The following is a 16479-nucleotide window of genomic DNA, read 5'->3' on the forward strand; positions in this document are numbered from 1 at the left end:
CTGGGCCAGCCTTAACTTTCACAAAATGTTTCACGAACTGGTACTACGCCCGCGCTACGGGTAGTCTGTCAGCTCTTATTTCAGCTGAGCTCGCTTCACTTTATGGAACGGTTATCCCTGCGAAACCAGTGGGCACTACTGCTCATCACATCGCTGCTGTTGGGGTCTGTCCTGCAGGTTTTTCATGTACCGGCTGCGCTGTTACTGGGCCCGATGATTGTCGGCGTGGTAATGGGGCTGTGCGGTGCGCGGATCCGCATCAGTAAACGCCTCTTCGTGCTGTGCCAGGCGGTACTGGGCTGTATGATCGCCCAGAGCCTCTCTCCCTCCATTCTTCAGCCGCTACTGGCCGACTGGCCAATCGTACTGTCCGTGCTCCTGATGACTCTTGCAGCCAGCGGACTGTCCGGCTATTTACTGGTGCGCTTTAGCGATCTACCTGGCCCAACCGGCGCGTGGGGCTCCTCACCCGGAGGCGCATCCGCCATGGTCGCGATGGCCGGTGACTTCGGGGCGGATACCCGGCTGGTGGCGTTTATGCAGTACCTGCGCGTGCTGTTTGTCGCCGCTGCCGCCGCGATCGTCGCGCGCATCAGCTTGGGCGACAGTGCGCAGTCCTCGGGGCTGGAGTGGTTTCCACATCTGGGACCGGGATTTGCCGCGACGCTGGCGGTGATCGTGCTGGGGGCCGTGCTTGGGCAGAAATTCCGTATCCCCTCCGGCGCATTGCTGCTGCCTGCACTGATTGGGGCGACATTGCATTCTAGCGGCATGGTAACGCTGCAGGTACCGGAATGGCTGCTGGCGCTGGCCTACGCGCTGATCGGCTGGACGGTGGGCCTGCGCTTCACCCGCCCTGTCTTTCTGCTGGCGCTGCGCACGTTACCGCAAATGGTGGTGTCGATTATCGGCCTGATGCTGCTGTGTGGCGCCATGGCGTGGATGCTGACCCGGGTACTGCATGTCGACATGCTGACGGCGTATCTGGCGACCAGCCCTGGCGGGCTGGACACCGTTGCGATTATTGCCGCCGGTAGCCGGGTCGATCTGGCTTTTGTGATGGCGATGCAGACGCTACGTCTGTTCTCTATACTGCTCACCGGCCCGGCAATGGCCAGATTTCTCTCACGCTATGCGCGACGATGAGCGGCGTAGCGTCCAGAGTGCATCCGCTATAAACAGTGCCAGCGCTGCCCAGATAAAGCCAAAGGTCACGGCTTTATCTGATGTCATCTGCTCACCGTAGAACAGCACGGCCAGCAGGAACATCAGCGTCGGGCCAAGATACTGGAAGAATCCCACGGTGGAGAGGCGTAAACGCGTGCAGGCGGCGGTAAACAACATCAGCGGGACGGTGGTGATAATCCCGGCGGCGGCCAGCAGAACATTGAGGCTCGCCGCATTGTTGCTAAGGTGGCTGGTAGGGCTGTCGACAATGCCGAACAGATAAACCGCAGCGGGCACCAATAGCCAGCTGGTTTCAACCAGCATGCCGGTTTGTGCATCCACCGCAATTTTCTTGCGCAGCAGGCCATACATTGAGAACGTTGTCGCCAGGCCAAGTGCGATAACCGGCACTGAACCAAACTTCCACAGCTGCACCAGCACGCCGCAGGCGGCCAGTGCGACGGCCAGCCACTGTAAACGGCGGAAGCGCTCACCCAGGAACAGCATGCCGACCAGCACATTGAACAGCGGGTTAATGAAATAGCCCAGGCTGGCTTCCAGCATATGGTGATTATTCACCGCCCAGATATACAGCAACCAGTTGCTGCAGATCACCACGGCGGACAGGGCCAGCAGCAGTACCTTTTTCGGCTGGGCGGCAATGGCGCGAATATTGCGCCAGCCGCGGCTGATGCTGATTAAAACCAGCATAAAGAAGAAGGACCAGATGACCCGGTGGGTCATGATCTCTCCGGCAGGCACCTGCTGGATCAGCTTGAAATAGACCGGCGCCACGCCCCAGATAAAGTACGCCCCCAGGGCAAAAAGCACGCCCTGACGTGTTTGTTGTGGATTCATTACTTAACCAATCATGTAGGTAGCGGTAGCGCTGGCAATGTGTACGCCGGCATCGTTATGAAGTTCAACGCGGGCAACGGAAACCTTATTGCCGCCGCGCAGCAGGCTGCTGCTGGCAATAAAGCGCTCGCCGCGTCCCGGGCGCAGGTAATCCACGCGCAGATCGATCGTCCCCATACGCGACAGGCGCTGGCGAAGCTCCTCTTCGGTAATGCTTTGCTGGCGGGTCAGCGCACTGCTGACACAGACCAGCCCCGCCGCCACGTCCAGCACCGAGGCAATCACCCCGCCATGCAGAATTTTTTGTGCAAAGTTGCCGACCAGCATGGTTTGATTCGCCAGGCTCAGCTGAGCGAAGTCCGGCTCAAGGCGATCGAGCTCCAGGCCGAGCGAGCGGTTGAAGGGCATATCGTAAATGAAAATCTCGCCAATCAGCCGACGTGCCGCCGCCTGATCCAAAGGTAACGCTGACATTATTGTGATCCTGTAAAGCCGGGGAAAAGTAAATCAAAGGTTAATAAGGTGGGTATCTTATGCTTCGTTGGCAGCGCTTTCCACTTTCAGAAAACAGCACTAAAGCGGGCAGCACTTTATGTGTAGAATGGCGTGCTTTTATCTTCATATTCGCCCACCGGGAGTAAATTATGGCTCTGCTGAAAGGACTGCTGGCAACAGCACTCCTGGTACCGACAATTGCGCTGGCACAGGAAGCGACGCTAAAAGAAGTGCACGACCGACCTGAGGTTCCCGGTAGCATCATTGCTAACCTGCTGGAAAAACACGATAACCCGTTTGTTCTCTATCCTTACGAGAGCAACTATCTGCTTTACACCTACACCAGCAATATTAACCGGGAAGCAATCGAGTCCTACAACTGGGGTAATGAAGCCAAGCACGACGAAGTGAAGTTTCAGCTGAGCCTGGCCTTCCCGCTGTGGCGCGGTATTCTGGGCGATAATTCCGTACTGGCGGCCTCCTACACGCAGAAGTCCTGGTGGCAACTCTCCAACCGTGGAGCGGGTGCATCATCGCCATTCCGTGAAACCAACTATGAGCCGCAGATTTTCCTCGGCTGGGCAACCGACTATAGCCTGGGCGGCTGGACGCTGCGGGATGTGGAAACCGGTCTGAACCACCAGTCAAACGGACGTTCCGACCCGACCTCCCGCAGTTGGAACCGGGTTTATGCCCGACTGATGGCGCAAAATGGCAACTGGCTGGTGGAAGTGAAGCCCTGGTATCGCCTGCCGGAAAGTGAAAGCAACGACGATAACCCGGATATCACCAAATACATGGGTTACTACCGTTTGACGCTCGGCTATCAGATGGGTGACAGCATCTTCAGCGTGAAAAGTAACTACAACTGGAACAGCGGCTACGGCGGTGCGGAGCTGGGCTGGAGCTATCCTATGACGGAGCACGTGCGTTTTTATACTCAGGTATTTAGCGGCTACGGCGAATCGTTGATCGACTATAACCACCGTCAGACTCGCGTTGGCGTGGGCGTGACCCTCAACGATCTGTTCTGATTTTATCTGCGCCGGGCAACCCTGCCCGGCGAAGGAAACTCGCTAAACGCTGACCCTCTCCTGTTCAACAGGCCTGCTGCATCCAGCCTTATTATGGTTTGCAGTCCGTTACGCAAATAATGCAGCGGCTCATTATTCGCGCAGCAAAACGGCGCGAACCGCTTCGCAAATAAGCAAAATGCTCGCGATAATCCAGATCTTGCTCCGGACATGGGTTATTATCCTTCGCTGTGGTTGAGTCATGCTCAACCGTCGGTTCCGGCATCACCATCGGGCAGGCAGTGCCCGGTAGCGCTTCACACCACTTCAGATTGGGGACAATGTGTCTACGGCAGCAGTAATCAATAATGAGACGCTGGCAGAGCAGGTACTTCGCGATACCTTCGGCTATCAGCAGTTTCGTCCGGGACAGCAAACGATTATTCAGGCATCGCTCGACGGTCGTGACTGTCTGGTTGTGATGCCGACCGGCGGCGGTAAATCGCTTTGTTATCAAATTCCTGCGCTGGTGCGCGACGGGTTAACGCTGGTGGTGTCACCGCTGATTTCACTGATGAAAGATCAGGTCGATCAGCTGCTGGCAAACGGCGTGTCTGCGGCCTGCCTGAACTCCACGCAGAGCCGTGAACAGCAGCAGGACGTGATGGCGGGCTGCCGTACCGGTAAAGTCCGCATGCTGTATATCGCCCCTGAGCGGCTGATGATGGATAACTTCCTCGATCAGCTGACGCACTGGAATCCGGCGATGCTGGCGGTGGACGAAGCACACTGTATTTCACAGTGGGGCCATGACTTCCGCCCTGAGTACGGTGCGCTCGGGCAGCTTCGGCAGCGGCTCCCCAATGTACCGGTGATGGCGCTGACCGCCACCGCCGATGAAACCACGCGTAACGATATCGTTCGTCTGCTGCAGCTCAACGATCCGCTGATTCAGATCAGCAGCTTTGACCGCCCGAATATTCGCTACACGCTGGTGGAAAAATTCAAACCGACCGAACAGCTGCTGCGCTACGTTCAGGACCAGCGTGGAACCTGCGGCATTATTTACTGCAACAGCCGCGCCAAGGTGGAAGATACCGCCGCCCGTCTGCAAAGCCGTGGATTAAGCGTGGGGGCTTATCATGCCGGAATGGACAATGCCCACCGTGCGCATGTTCAGGAAGCCTTCCAGCGTGACGATTTGCAGATCGTCGTGGCCACGGTGGCGTTCGGCATGGGGATCAACAAACCCAACGTGCGTTTCGTGGTGCATTTCGATATTCCTCGCAATATTGAATCCTACTATCAGGAAACCGGCCGCGCCGGTCGTGACGGCCTGCCGGCGGAAGCGCTGCTGCTTTACGATCCGGCGGATATGGCCTGGCTGCGCCGCTGCCTGGAAGAAAAAGCGCCGGGGCAGCTGCAGGATATTGAACGTCACAAACTCAATGCGATGGGCGCCTTTGCCGAAGCGCAAACCTGCCGACGTCTGGTATTGCTGAACTACTTCGGCGAAGGGCGTCAGCAGGCCTGCGGAAACTGCGATATTTGCCTCGATCCGCCGCGCCGCTATGATGGCCTGGTGGAGGCGCAGAAGGCGCTTTCCTGTATTTACCGCGTCGGGCAGCGTTTCGGCATGGGATATATTGTCGAGATCCTGCGCGGGGCAAATAATCAGCGTATTCGCGACATGCAGCACGACAAGCTGCCGGTATATGGCATTGGTCGTGAGCAGACTAACGAACACTGGACCAGCGTACTGCGTCAACTGATCCACCTTGGCCTGGTGACCCAGAATATCGCGATGTATTCGGCGCTCCAGCTGACGGAAGCGGCCAGGCCGATCCTGCGTGGGGAAACGCCGCTGATGCTGGCCGTTCCGCGCCTGGTGACGGCGAAGCCGCGCAGCAGCAGCCAGAAATCATGGGGCGGGAATTACGATCGTAAGCTGTTTGGCAAACTGCGTAAGCTGCGCAAAGCGATTGCCGATGAGGACAACATTCCGCCTTACGTGGTATTCAGCGATGCGTCACTGATTGAAATGTCCGAACAGATGCCGCTGACGGCTTCAGAAATGCTGAGCATCAACGGGGTAGGTCACAAGAAGCTGGAACGCTTTGGCAGACCTTTCCTGCTGATGATTAAAGATCACGTAGATGGCGTCGATGACGAGTAATCGTCATGCATGCGGGCCGGGAAACCGGCCCGTTCACGTTCTGTCAGGCGATACGCCGAGCCGATGCCAGCAGCGCACCCACCGCCATAAATAAGCCCCCGAAAATCCGGTTCAGCAGCTTCATTTGTTGCGGACCTTTGATCCAGACGGCAATACGCGTGGCCAGCGTGGCATAGCCAATCATCACAATGATATCGACCACGACCGTCGTTACACCCAGTACCAGGTACTGCATCGCCTGAGGCTGATGTGGGAGGATAAACTGGGGGAACAGCGCAGCAAGAAACACGATGCTTTTCGGGTTGGTCAGGTTAACCAGCACCGCCCGCTGGAACAGCTTGCGCCTCGGCATCGCCTTCGCCACGGCGTTCAGATCGATCGCCCCGGCAGATCGCCACTGCTGAATACCCAGCCAGATCAGATAGGCCGCGCCCGCCCATTTCAGGATCTCAAATGCCAGCAGCGACTGTGAAAACAGCGCACCCAGCCCGATACCCACCAGGACAATATGCAGCGACAGCCCGACCTGTAGCCCGGTAATGGAGGCGGCGGCACCGCGATAGCCGTGACTGATACCGGTACTCATGGTGTTGATTGCGCCAGAGCCTGGCGAAAGGCTTAAAATGCTGGTTGTTAAAAGGTAGGTCAGCCACCATTCGATGGTCATGGGTAAAGCTCCCGAAAAACGCTCAATTGTGACACAATACGTGATTGTTGAACGTTGTGCTATGGGTAACAATGGCCTTGCTGAATGGCAAATCACCTTCCAGGAAAAAGTCTGATGGATCATCGTAAACCCGGCTGGTTGACGCGTGAGCAATCCTTTGCGGCCTTTGCTACCGGCCCTTTGCTGAGATTCTGGCAGCAGCGTGAGGAGGATGAATTCGCCGGTGTTGGCAACGTGCCCATTCGCTATGCCCGCTTCATCTCTCCGCAACATGACCGCGTTATTTTGCTCTGTCCCGGCCGTATTGAAAGCTATGTGAAATATCCGGAACTGGCTTACGATCTGTTTCACTGCGGCTATGATGTGATCGTGGTCGATCATCGTGGACAGGGACGATCGGGGCGTTTATTACAGGATTCGCATCGTGGGCACGTGGCGGCCTTCGAAGATTACGTCGACGATCTGGAAACGCTGTATTTAAAAGAGATCGTTGCACGGCATTATCGTCATCGTTATGCCTTGGCTCACTCGATGGGAGGCGCAATCCTCGCGCTGATGCTGGCGCGTCAGCCTGCGGCCTTTGATGCGGCGGCATTGACCGCACCGATGTTCGGCATCACGCTGCCGATGCCCCAGTGGATGGCCCATCGCATTCTGGACTGGACGGAAAAACGTCCGGCGGTCAGCGAAGGTTATGCCATTGGCACCGGAAAATGGCGTCCGCGCCCGTTTGCCCTTAATCATCTAACGCACAGCCGTGAGCGCTACCAACGCAATCTGCGCTTTTATGCTGACGATCCCGGGCTCCGCGTTGGCGGGCCAACCTACCATTGGGTAAGGGAGGGGGTGCTGGCGGGCCAGACGATCCTGCAGCAGGCATCCCATATCTCAACGCCGCTGCTGCTGCTACAGGCGGCCGAGGACCGGGTTGTTGATAACACAGCGCAGGATCTTTTTTGCCAGGCGATGGCCGATGCCGGACAGCCCTGCGAAGGAGGCGGTCCAAAAATTATCGCGGGTGCCCGCCATGAAATACTGTTTGAGAAAGACAGTATGCGGGCGGAGGCGCTGGAGGCGATTATGGCGTTTTTCTCCCGCCATCCCTGATCACCCGCTACGCGAGGTTTACGTTACCTGACGGGCTCTGCCCGCTAAATGATATTAACCAGAGGTTTTATGTATCGTATTGTTGCTTCAGATCTGGACGGCACGCTGTTATCTCCCGATCACACGCTTTCTCCTTATGCCCGCGAAACCCTGCAGCTGCTGGTCCGCAAGGGGATCCATTTTATTTTTGCTACCGGCCGCCACTACATTGACGTTGCGCAGATGCGTGACAGCCTGGGCATTGATGCCTTTATGATCACCTCCAACGGCGCACGTGTGCACAACACCGCCGGTGAACTGGTTTTCAGCCACAATCTCGATGAAGACATCGCCCGCGAACTGTTTGCTATGCAGCACAGTAATCCCGACATCTACACCAATATTTATCGCGATGAAGAGTGGTTTCTGAACCGCCATCGTCCTGATGAAATGGATTTCTTCAAGGAATCTGATTTTAACTACCAGATCTACCATCCCGATGAACTGCCGACGGACGGCATCAGTAAAGTCTTCTTTACCTGTAACGATCCCGATCTACTGGTTCCTTTGGAGCTGGCGCTGATTGCGCGGTGGGGCGACAGGGTTAACGTGAGCTTCTCGTTGCCAACCTGCCTTGAGGTGATGGCCGGTGGCGTATCTAAAGGTCATGCGCTGGATGCGGTATCGCAGTCTCTGGGTTCATCGTTGAAAGAGTGCATCGCTTTCGGTGACGGGATGAATGATAAAGAGATGCTGAGTATGGCGGGTAAAGGATGCATCATGGAAAACGCCCATCAGCGGCTGAAGGATTTGTTGCCTGAGCTTGAAGTCATTGGTTCTAACGCCGATGAGGCCGTACCAAAAACGCTGCGTACCCTGTTTGGTGTGTAGGCGACTGGATTTGTAATCGTTAACCGATCAGTCTGCATTGCCCTCTCATTAACCAGGAAATAGTGCCTATTTCCTGGTTTTTTTATGTTCATTTATCTCCGCGGTCTTATGAAATGTTAAACGCACTGGATAAATAATTGAATCCGTATCTGGATTTGATGTGGACTGAAACACCATGGATAATCAATGACAGGCGCGAAGTTGAGTTATCCGAGATTGACATGCATTTTTCATAGCGACATGCAGCAGAGATATAATTTTAAAAGCTCATGTTTTAAAAAATTACAGTTGGGTGTCTGCACCAGGCGTATATTTTCCATCTTCATCACCATCATAACTCTTTTTATTTATGTTCAAGAAAAACTTGTTAAAACACAGACCGTATCGATGAATTGTCATAATCAGATCGCTGGGAAATCCTTGCTTAACCAGAAGCGAACGGGTCTGAAAAACTAACTGATTGTAATTTTTTTCTTTTGATCCTGATGGATTTTTTCCCCAAATATTTTGGATGATTTTCTCTTTTTCAATGACGTCATTCATCAGGCAAAGGATTAACGTTTTCTGGTTTTTGCTGACCTTGGCCATAATGTCAGTGTCTTTCATGATGAGATATTTTTCTTTCAAGATAAGTTTTTCATTCTCATACTTAACCGATCTTGGATCCAGGCTATTCATCTCTACAATTTCTCTGTTTTCAAACGTGGGGATAGATGACATGCAAAGACAGTCTTTTTGCTAATAAGTCATTTCGTCAGGAAGAGTGTATTGTTTGTAATGGATTAACAGCAATCTACATTTCATTATTTAAGTTTTATAGATAATTATTCTATATATAATATATATATTAGTTTTATATGTCGCTTTTTAAGTCTTTTGAATTAACTGCTTGTAAAAAAATAGTGGATTTTTAATAGTGACTCTTATTTTTTTTGGTTGGCGAAGTGATGTCATCATATGCCTGTTATTACCAAGGTAGTCACTCGCTTAGTTAATCGGGTGGGGTTGTGATTTATTTAATAAATAGAATCTTAAAATATAACGCCTATGATGGAACGTTGTATTTATTGGATGGCAGCATTGATATGCTAACTCTTAGCAGGGTTGCTAATGAGTTGTTATTGCTGATGGTAGAGAATAATGAGAGTCGATTAGAAAGAGAGCATATCTTGAACGAATTATGGACCCGAAGAGGCCTGGCCTCTTCGGGTAATAATCTCAATAATTATATATCAGTGCTACGTAAAGCTCTGGCAAGTTTAGGATGCTCTGATTTGATTATTACCATTCCACGCTATGGCTTTATGTTTAGTGCAGAGATCGATGTTATTCCTGATAATGTTCAAAAAAGTAGGGCGACCAACCCATTTCAGGTCTTATATTCAAGAGAAAACCCCTGCCATAACAAACTCAAAAAGATAATGAGTTCCACTGCTACTCTTTTTGTCACTTATAAAGTTAGTTTGTTAAAAATTCTTGTGCTGTTGTGTGTTGTTTATTCTTTTTCATTGCCATGGAGCAATGATACTCACGGTGAGTATCATTCATTTGGATTAAATAAATGCACTATTTATCTTTTAGATGCGAGAGAAACCAACAACAAATCAGAAGGGGTTTCTTCAGTAATAAAAAAATACGTGAATGAATACCACATTAACTGTGGTCGTAAAGCGGATGTTTTTTATTGGCCTGGAAAGCATCATTTAACGAATGAAAGCACAATGGATAGAGAAATTTTTGCCTGGTGCGATGATAGTCATGGTGCGTCATGCATCAATTACGGTCTGTTCAAACACGAGAACTAAAGTCATGTCTTTGATCAGGAAGCAGTATCCCGGCTGGGTGGTAATGATTATTCTCTCACTGTGCGTTCTCTGTTTTTTCAATACGGGTAAGAAGCACCGTTTTACCTGCAGGGCGCAACTGGATACCGGCTCATCGTTCGGCCAGTGTGGTCGCCGAAATCTGCTCGATCTGTTTATGGCGATGGACGGCGATGGAGACGGTTATTTAATGCTCTCGGGGAAAATGGGATGTCAGGAGAGTTCAGAAGTCATCAACGCTATTTTAGATTTCGACTATGAAAGGGAAGGGGGGAATTATGACCTGCATGTGCGAAAACACAATGTGGTGATAAGCAAACTACTCCCCCAGTTCAGCGCGGATGATTTAACGGTCGGGATCACCAGGCTTGACGATCGGAGATATCTTCTTTCTACCGATCAATATGCATTGCTGGTGTGTAAATCGGAGTGACGGGACAATAAGTAGCGGGATTTTTAATGGCTATTCCCGCTACTTATTATTTCATTACTGAGCCTTAAGCTGTTGCTTATGCTTCTTTTCACTCATCATGGTCATCGCAAGCAGAATGACTGCCAGAACACATCCGCCGATCATCACCATAAAGCCACCGTCCCAACCAAAGTAGTCAACGGTGTACCCTACGATAGCGCTGGCAGCAACAGACCCACCCAGATAGCCGAACAGGCCGGTAAAGCCAGCGGCAGTCCCCGCCGCTTTTTTCGGTGCCAGTTCCAGTGCATGCAGGCCAATCAGCATCACCGGACCATAGATCAGGAATCCAATCACCATCATACAGGCCATATCTACACCAGGATTACCCGCTGGATTCATCCAGTAGACGATAGTGGCGATGGTCACCAGGGTCATAAAGAAGACGCCGGTAGCGCCGCGATTGCCTTTGAACACTTTATCTGACATCCAGCCACACAGCAGAGTGCCGGGAATACCCGCATACTCATAGAAGAAGTATGCCCACGAGGATTTATCCAGCGTGAAGTGCTTCACTTCTTTCAGATAGGTGGGTGACCAGTCGAGCACGCCGTAACGCAGCAGATAAACAAACACGTTTGCCAGTGCGATATACCACAGTAGTTTGTTTGGCAGAATGTACTGGGTGAAAATCTGCTTCGCGGTCAGCTCTGTTTCATGCTTTTCATCATAGTCCGGCGGATAATCGTTTTTGTACTCTTCGATCGGAGGCAGGCCACAGGATTGCGGCGTGTCGCGCATCAGGGCGAAAGCGATAATGGCGATCAGAATGGCACCGAATGCCGGCATGTAAAGTGCAGCTTTCCAGTCGTTAAACCAGGCCATACCCAACAGGAACAGCAGCGGAGGGATACCGCCCCCAACGTTATGCGCACAGTTCCATACGGAAACGATGCCACCGCGTTCTTTCTGCGACCACCAGTGAACCATCGTGCGGCCGCAAGGCGGCCATCCCATACCCTGGAACCATCCGCACAGGAACAGCAGAACGAACATCACCATAATGCTGGAGGTTGCCCAGGGTACAAAACCCATGAACAGCATCACTAACGCGGCAAGAATCAGTCCGGCAGGCAGGAAGACGCGTGGGTTTGAACGGTCAGATATTGAACCCATAATAAATTTGGAAAAACCGTAGGCTATCGAGATGCCTGACAGCGCAAATCCCAAGTCCCCGCGTGAAAAACCCTGTTCAACGAGGTAGGGCATCGCCAGCGCAAAGTTTTTACGCACGAGATAATAGGCGGCGTAGCCGAAGAAAATCCCCAGAAAGATCTGCCAGCGCAGCTTGCGATACAGTGGATCAACGCGGCTGACATCAACGCGTGGCTGATGTGCTGCGGGTTTAAAAATACTTAACATTACGGACCCCATGGCTCAGGTAACGAAATCCATGCCTGGCTGAGATGAAATGCAAACAGTTTCCCTGGTTATGGTAAATGTTCCATTTCGAAAGCAGCGTGGCGATTTTCGAAGAACTGGTTGTGAATTAGTGCGCGAATGTTACATTTTTATGACGAAATGGCTATATCTGCATCATTAAATGACGTGATATTTTCGTATGCGAACTATATTTTGTGACTGGTATCACACTAATGGATCGGTCCAATCCCGGTTTTTTTGGGTTTTGGCGGGCTATATCCGAAATGGAGAGTGATTTAACGCTGGCAATACATTTCCATAAAAAACAGAGGGATTAACTCGTAAGATTAATGATAGTTAACGTTTAACCCATTAATTTTAAGGGATATACCGCGATCGTCAAAAATGATCGCTACGCTATCATCGCTGATATTAACAGGGCTGAGGGGGGTGTCCGTGTTTAATGAAACTAACGCCCGGTTAAGGCGTTAATTATCTGAAATAAATTGGGATATTTACTTTTTAGCTGGGCGAATTTTCATCGCAAGGCCTTTAAGGAAATTGCGGAGAATTTGATCGCCACACTCACGATAGTTTTTATGGCCAGGCTTACGGAATATCGCACCAATTTCTGATGGCCCTACCGCAAAATCGGCGCTTTTTAGCAGATCAATAATGTCGGTGGTTTTTAAATCGAAGGCGACGCGCAGTTTTTTCATGATGATGTTGTTAGTCATCTTGCGCTCAATTGACGGCACCGGCGCGTCTTCACTTTTACCGCGACGCTCAAAAATCAGACCGTTTAGGAAATAGCCCATAACGACATCCGGGCAGGGGCGATAGCCTGGCTCATCTTCTTTTTTCAGGAAGCTGTGCACTTCAGCTTCGGCCACTTCGCTCTCTGCCAGCGCCAGAATGCTCACCACTTTGGCATCGCTTAGATCCAGCATGTAACGCACGCTGCGCAGGACATCATTATTCGTCATAAATACTCTCTTCATTGAAACTATTGCAGTGAGCGCATTATAGAGCCAATTGAGCGGTTAGACAGGAAAAACCGCCAGCCTTCGCTGGCGAAGTGCTTCAGGGATGAGTCACGGAGGTCGGTAACGGCGTTCCGGGGCGAGAAGCATCCCGCACTCGCGGCAAATGATCGCAGGCGTGCTGACGGGCTGAGTGGATAAAAGCTTCCACTACCGCCTGACGCTGCTCGCCATCGCGCACCGCCGCATAAAGTCTGCTCCACAGACCGTCACCCAGCGCTTTGGTGACCACCAGTCCCTGATGTTCAAAGCTTTCTACCACCCAGTGCGGCAGGGCGGCAATTCCCATCTGCGCGGAGACCATCTGAATAAGTAGCAGTGTGTTATCCACGCTTTTCAGCGCAGGGCTCACCCCCGCCGGCTGCAGAAAATGGCGCCAGATATCCAGGCGCTGGCGCTGTACCGGATATATCAACAGCACTTCACTGGCTAAGTCTTCCGGCGAAATATGGTTCACTTTGGCAAGTGGATGGTCGGGCGCCAGCACCAGCCTGACTTCGAAATCAAACATCGGTGAATAGAAAAGACCGCTGCGCGGCAGAATATCGGAGGTCAGAACGATATCCAGTTCGCCCTGCTGAAGAGCAGGCTGCGGGTCAAACGTCACGCCGGATTTAAAATCCATCACCACCTGGGGCCAGCTCTTGCGGAAATTATTCAGTGCCGGAGTCAGCCACTGAATACAGCTGTGGCACTCAATCGCAATGCGCAGCGTGGTCTGGTGTGGCTCATGGCAGGCCTGTAGCGCCTGCTGGATCTGTGGCAGCACCTGCTCGGCCAACTGCAGCAAAACTTCTCCCTGCGGCGTAAAGCGCAGCGGTTGGCTTTTCCGCACAAACAAACGGAAGCCCAGACGCTGTTCCAGATCGCTGAACTGATGGGATAACGCTGACTGCGTTTGATGAAGCTGGGCGGCGGCGGCGGCCAGCGAGCCTGAATTTCGCAGGGCCTGCAGCGTTCGCAGGTGTTTAAGTTCGATCATGAGAGTCCTTCACATCGGCCGTGAACATATTGCGCTTGTGGATAATACAGTACCTGCGGATTATAGCGGTGTAAACATCTGGACGTCCAAATGATAACACCTAAATGAACAGGAATCGAATCATGACTATTCAGAACCATACTCTTGGATTCCCCCGCGTCGGTTTGCGCCGCGAGCTTAAAAAAGCACTGGAAAGCTACTGGGCGGGCAACAGCACGCAGGAAGCGCTGTTGGCTACCGGCAGCGAACTGCGCGCCCGCCACTGGCAGCAGCAGAAAGATGCCGGTGTGGATCTGCTGCCGGTCGGTGACTTCGCCTGGTACGATCACGTGCTGACGACCAGCCTGCTGTTGGGCAACGTACCTGCTCGCCACCGGAATAAAGAGGGTTCTGTTGATCTTGATACCCTGTTCCGCCTTGGCCGGGGCCGCGCGCCGACCGGTGAGCCCGCCGCCGCGGCTGAAATGACCAAATGGTTTAACACCAACTATCACTACATGGTGCCGGAGTTTGTGCAGGGTCAGCAGTTCAAGCTGACCTGGACCCAGCTGTTGGATGAAGTTGATGAAGCGCTGGCCCTGGGGCATAACGTCAAACCCGTGCTGCTTGGCCCGGTCACCTACCTGTGGCTGGGGAAAGTGAAAGGTGAGTCGTTCGACCGCCTGACGCTGCTCAAAGACATTCTCCCGGTATATCAACAGGTGCTTGCCGAACTGGCGAAACGTGATATTGAGTGGGTACAGATTGACGAACCAGCCCTGGCGCTGGAGTTGACGGCTGAATGGCTGGCAGCGTTTAAACCGGCTTATGACGCGCTACAGGGGCACACCAGGCTGCTGTTGACGACCTATTTTGACAGTATTGGCCAGAATCTGCAGACCATCACCGCGCTGCCGGTGCAGGGCCTGCACGTGGATCTGGTCCACGGTAAAGATGACCTCAGCGTGCTGAATAGCAAAGTGCCGGCGAACTGGCTGCTGTCAGTTGGGGTGATCAACGGGCGTAACGTCTGGCGTGCCGACCTCAGCAGCTGGTTTGAGCGCCTGCAGCCGCTGGTCGCCCAGCGTAAACAGCTGTGGATTGGATCCTCCTGCTCGCTGTTACATAGCCCCATCGATCTGAGCGCGGAAACGCGTCTGGATGAAGAGGTGAAAAGCTGGTTCGCGTTCGCACTGCAGAAATGTCGCGAACTGTCACTGCTGAGCAATGCGTTGAACAACAACGATGCCGCCTCGCTGGAGGCCTGGAGCGCGCCCGTTCGCGCTCGCAAAACATCAACCCGCGTACACAATGCTGCGGTGAGTCAGCGCCTGGCGGCTATCACCGCGAAGGACAGCCAGCGTCTGAGCCGCTATCAGGTTCGTGCCGAAGCCCAGCGTCGGCGTTTCCAACTGCCGGACTGGCCAACCACCACCATTGGTTCATTCCCACAGACCAGCGAAATTCGCGGTCTGCGTCTGGACTTCAAACAGGGGCGTCTGGACGGTTCCCACTATCGTACCGGCATCGCCGAACACATCAGGCAGGCTATCGTCGAACAGGAGCGTCTGGGCCTCGATGTGCTGGTTCACGGTGAAGCCGAGCGTAACGATATGGTCGAATATTTCGGTGAAAACCTCGACGGCTTCGTCTTCACGCAGAACGGCTGGGTGCAGAGCTACGGTTCTCGCTGTGTAAAACCGCCGATTATCATTGGTGACATCAGCCGTCCGCAGGCGATCACCGTTGAGTGGGCGAAGTATGCCCAGTCGCTGACCGATAAGCCGGTCAAAGGTATGTTGACCGGCCCGGTCACCATCCTCTGCTGGTCATTCCCACGTGAAGACGTTTCGCGTGAAACCATTGCGAAGCAGATTGCGCTGGCGCTGCGTGACGAGGTGGCAGATCTGGAAAAAGCTGGGATCGGCATCATCCAGATTGATGAACCGGCCCTGCGTGAAGGCCTGCCGCTGCATCAGTCAGACTGGGCTGCCTATCTGGCGTGGGCGGTGGACGCGTTCCGCCTGAATGCCGCCGTGGCGCAGGATGATACGCAGATCCACACCCATATGTGCTACTGCGAGTTCAATGACATCATGGATTCGATTGCGGCACTGGATGCGGATGTGATCACCATTGAAACCTCGCGTTCTGATATGGAGCTGCTGGAATCCTTTGAGGTGTTTGACTATCCCAATGAGATTGGCCCGGGCGTCTACGATATCCACTCGCCAAACGTACCAAGCGTGGAGTGGATGGAGAACCTGCTGCTGAAAGCCGCACGGCGTATTCCAACCGAACGTCTGTGGGTAAATCCGGACTGCGGCCTGAAAACGCGCGGCTGGACTGAAACCCGGCAGGCGCTGGCCAATATGGTGAAAGCGGCGCAGAACCTGCGTGCGGCAAAAGCGTAGTTATCGGTGTGAATTGAGTGGTGTTGTCATCGATTGGGGCGCTTAACGCCC

At 53.0% G+C, this 16479-nt stretch carries 15 protein-coding genes; 8 read left to right on the top strand and 7 right to left on the bottom strand.

The window, feature by feature from the left end; genetic code table 11:
* Positions 1-102: 102 nt before the first annotated feature.
* Complete coding sequence (locus tag EC836_RS23875) at positions 103-1146, top strand: AbrB family transcriptional regulator (RefSeq protein ID WP_123337835.1); 1044 nt, start codon at positions 103-105, stop codon at positions 1144-1146.
* Here EC836_RS23875 and rarD read toward each other — a convergent pair.
* On the bottom strand, positions 1126-2025 hold the full coding sequence (gene rarD, locus EC836_RS23880; RefSeq protein ID WP_123337837.1) for an EamA family transporter RarD: 900 nt from the start codon (positions 2023-2025) through the stop codon (positions 1126-1128). The genes EC836_RS23875 and rarD overlap by 21 nt on opposite strands.
* 3 nt (positions 2026-2028) lie before the next feature.
* Positions 2029-2499 (bottom strand): thioesterase family protein, encoded by a 471-nt coding sequence (locus EC836_RS23885; RefSeq protein ID WP_123337839.1) that lies wholly within the window; start codon positions 2497-2499, stop codon positions 2029-2031.
* 170 nt (positions 2500-2669) lie between these two features.
* Here EC836_RS23885 and pldA point away from each other — a divergent pair, with 170 nt between their 5' ends.
* Together pldA and recQ are read left to right on the top strand one after the other, a co-directional pair.
* Entirely contained in the window at positions 2670-3554 is an 885-nt protein-coding gene (gene pldA / locus EC836_RS23890; protein WP_105595156.1) for a phospholipase A, read from the top strand.
* Between the two features lie 322 nt (positions 3555-3876).
* On the top strand, positions 3877-5709 hold the full coding sequence (recQ, locus tag EC836_RS23895) for an ATP-dependent DNA helicase RecQ (protein WP_123337841.1): 1833 nt from the start codon (positions 3877-3879) through the stop codon (positions 5707-5709).
* Between the two features lie 43 nt (positions 5710-5752).
* On the opposite strand, the gene rhtB is transcribed toward recQ, so the two are convergent.
* Positions 5753-6376 (bottom strand): homoserine/homoserine lactone efflux protein, encoded by a 624-nt coding sequence (gene rhtB / locus EC836_RS23900; RefSeq protein WP_123337843.1) that lies wholly within the window; start codon positions 6374-6376, stop codon positions 5753-5755.
* A gap of 114 nt (positions 6377-6490) precedes the next feature.
* On the opposite strand from rhtB, the gene pldB reads away from it, so the two are divergent.
* Together pldB and yigL are read left to right on the top strand one after the other, a co-directional pair.
* Positions 6491-7483 carry a lysophospholipase L2 gene (pldB, locus tag EC836_RS23905; RefSeq protein WP_123337845.1) on the top strand — a complete coding sequence of 331 codons (993 nt, stop codon included), beginning with the start codon at positions 6491-6493 and terminating at the stop codon, positions 7481-7483.
* A gap of 69 nt (positions 7484-7552) precedes the next feature.
* Positions 7553-8353 carry a sugar/pyridoxal phosphate phosphatase YigL gene (gene yigL / locus EC836_RS23910; RefSeq protein WP_123337847.1) on the top strand — a complete coding sequence of 267 codons (801 nt, stop codon included), beginning with the start codon at positions 7553-7555 and terminating at the stop codon, positions 8351-8353.
* A gap of 282 nt (positions 8354-8635) precedes the next feature.
* On the opposite strand, the gene EC836_RS23915 is transcribed toward yigL, so the two are convergent.
* The gene (locus EC836_RS23915; protein WP_123337849.1) at positions 8636-9031 is read right to left on the bottom strand and encodes a hypothetical protein; all 396 of its coding nucleotides are present in this window, start codon (positions 9029-9031) and stop codon (positions 8636-8638) included.
* Between the two features lie 329 nt (positions 9032-9360).
* On the opposite strand from EC836_RS23915, the gene EC836_RS23920 reads away from it, so the two are divergent.
* Together EC836_RS23920 and EC836_RS23925 are read left to right on the top strand one after the other, a co-directional pair.
* Complete coding sequence (locus EC836_RS23920) at positions 9361-10158, top strand: transcriptional regulator (protein ID WP_148050403.1); 798 nt, start codon at positions 9361-9363, stop codon at positions 10156-10158.
* 43 nt (positions 10159-10201) lie between these two features.
* On the top strand, positions 10202-10609 hold the full coding sequence (locus EC836_RS23925; RefSeq protein ID WP_123337854.1) for a hypothetical protein: 408 nt from the start codon (positions 10202-10204) through the stop codon (positions 10607-10609).
* Positions 10610-10663: 54 nt separating this feature from the next.
* Here the strand turns inward: EC836_RS23925 and glpT are convergent, their stop codons facing one another.
* From glpT to metR, 3 genes are all read right to left on the bottom strand, one after another.
* The gene (gene glpT, locus EC836_RS23930) at positions 10664-12010 is read right to left on the bottom strand and encodes a glycerol-3-phosphate transporter (protein ID WP_123337856.1); all 1347 of its coding nucleotides are present in this window, start codon (positions 12008-12010) and stop codon (positions 10664-10666) included.
* A gap of 515 nt (positions 12011-12525) precedes the next feature.
* Positions 12526-12996: a DUF1456 family protein gene (locus EC836_RS23935; protein WP_123337858.1), complete on the bottom strand. Its 471-nt coding sequence runs from the start codon at positions 12994-12996 to the stop codon at positions 12526-12528.
* 97 nt (positions 12997-13093) lie between these two features.
* Positions 13094-14035: an HTH-type transcriptional regulator MetR gene (gene metR / locus EC836_RS23940; RefSeq protein ID WP_123337860.1), complete on the bottom strand. Its 942-nt coding sequence runs from the start codon at positions 14033-14035 to the stop codon at positions 13094-13096.
* A gap of 122 nt (positions 14036-14157) precedes the next feature.
* Here metR and metE point away from each other — a divergent pair, with 122 nt between their 5' ends.
* Positions 14158-16428, top strand: a complete 2271-nt coding sequence (metE, locus tag EC836_RS23945; protein ID WP_123337862.1) for a 5-methyltetrahydropteroyltriglutamate--homocysteine S-methyltransferase — start codon at positions 14158-14160, stop codon at positions 16426-16428.
* The last annotated feature ends 51 nt before the right edge of the window (positions 16429-16479 follow it).

It is taken from the genome of Erwinia sp. JUb26 (assembly GCF_003751505.1).
Lineage (GTDB): Bacteria > Pseudomonadota > Gammaproteobacteria > Enterobacterales > Enterobacteriaceae > Erwinia.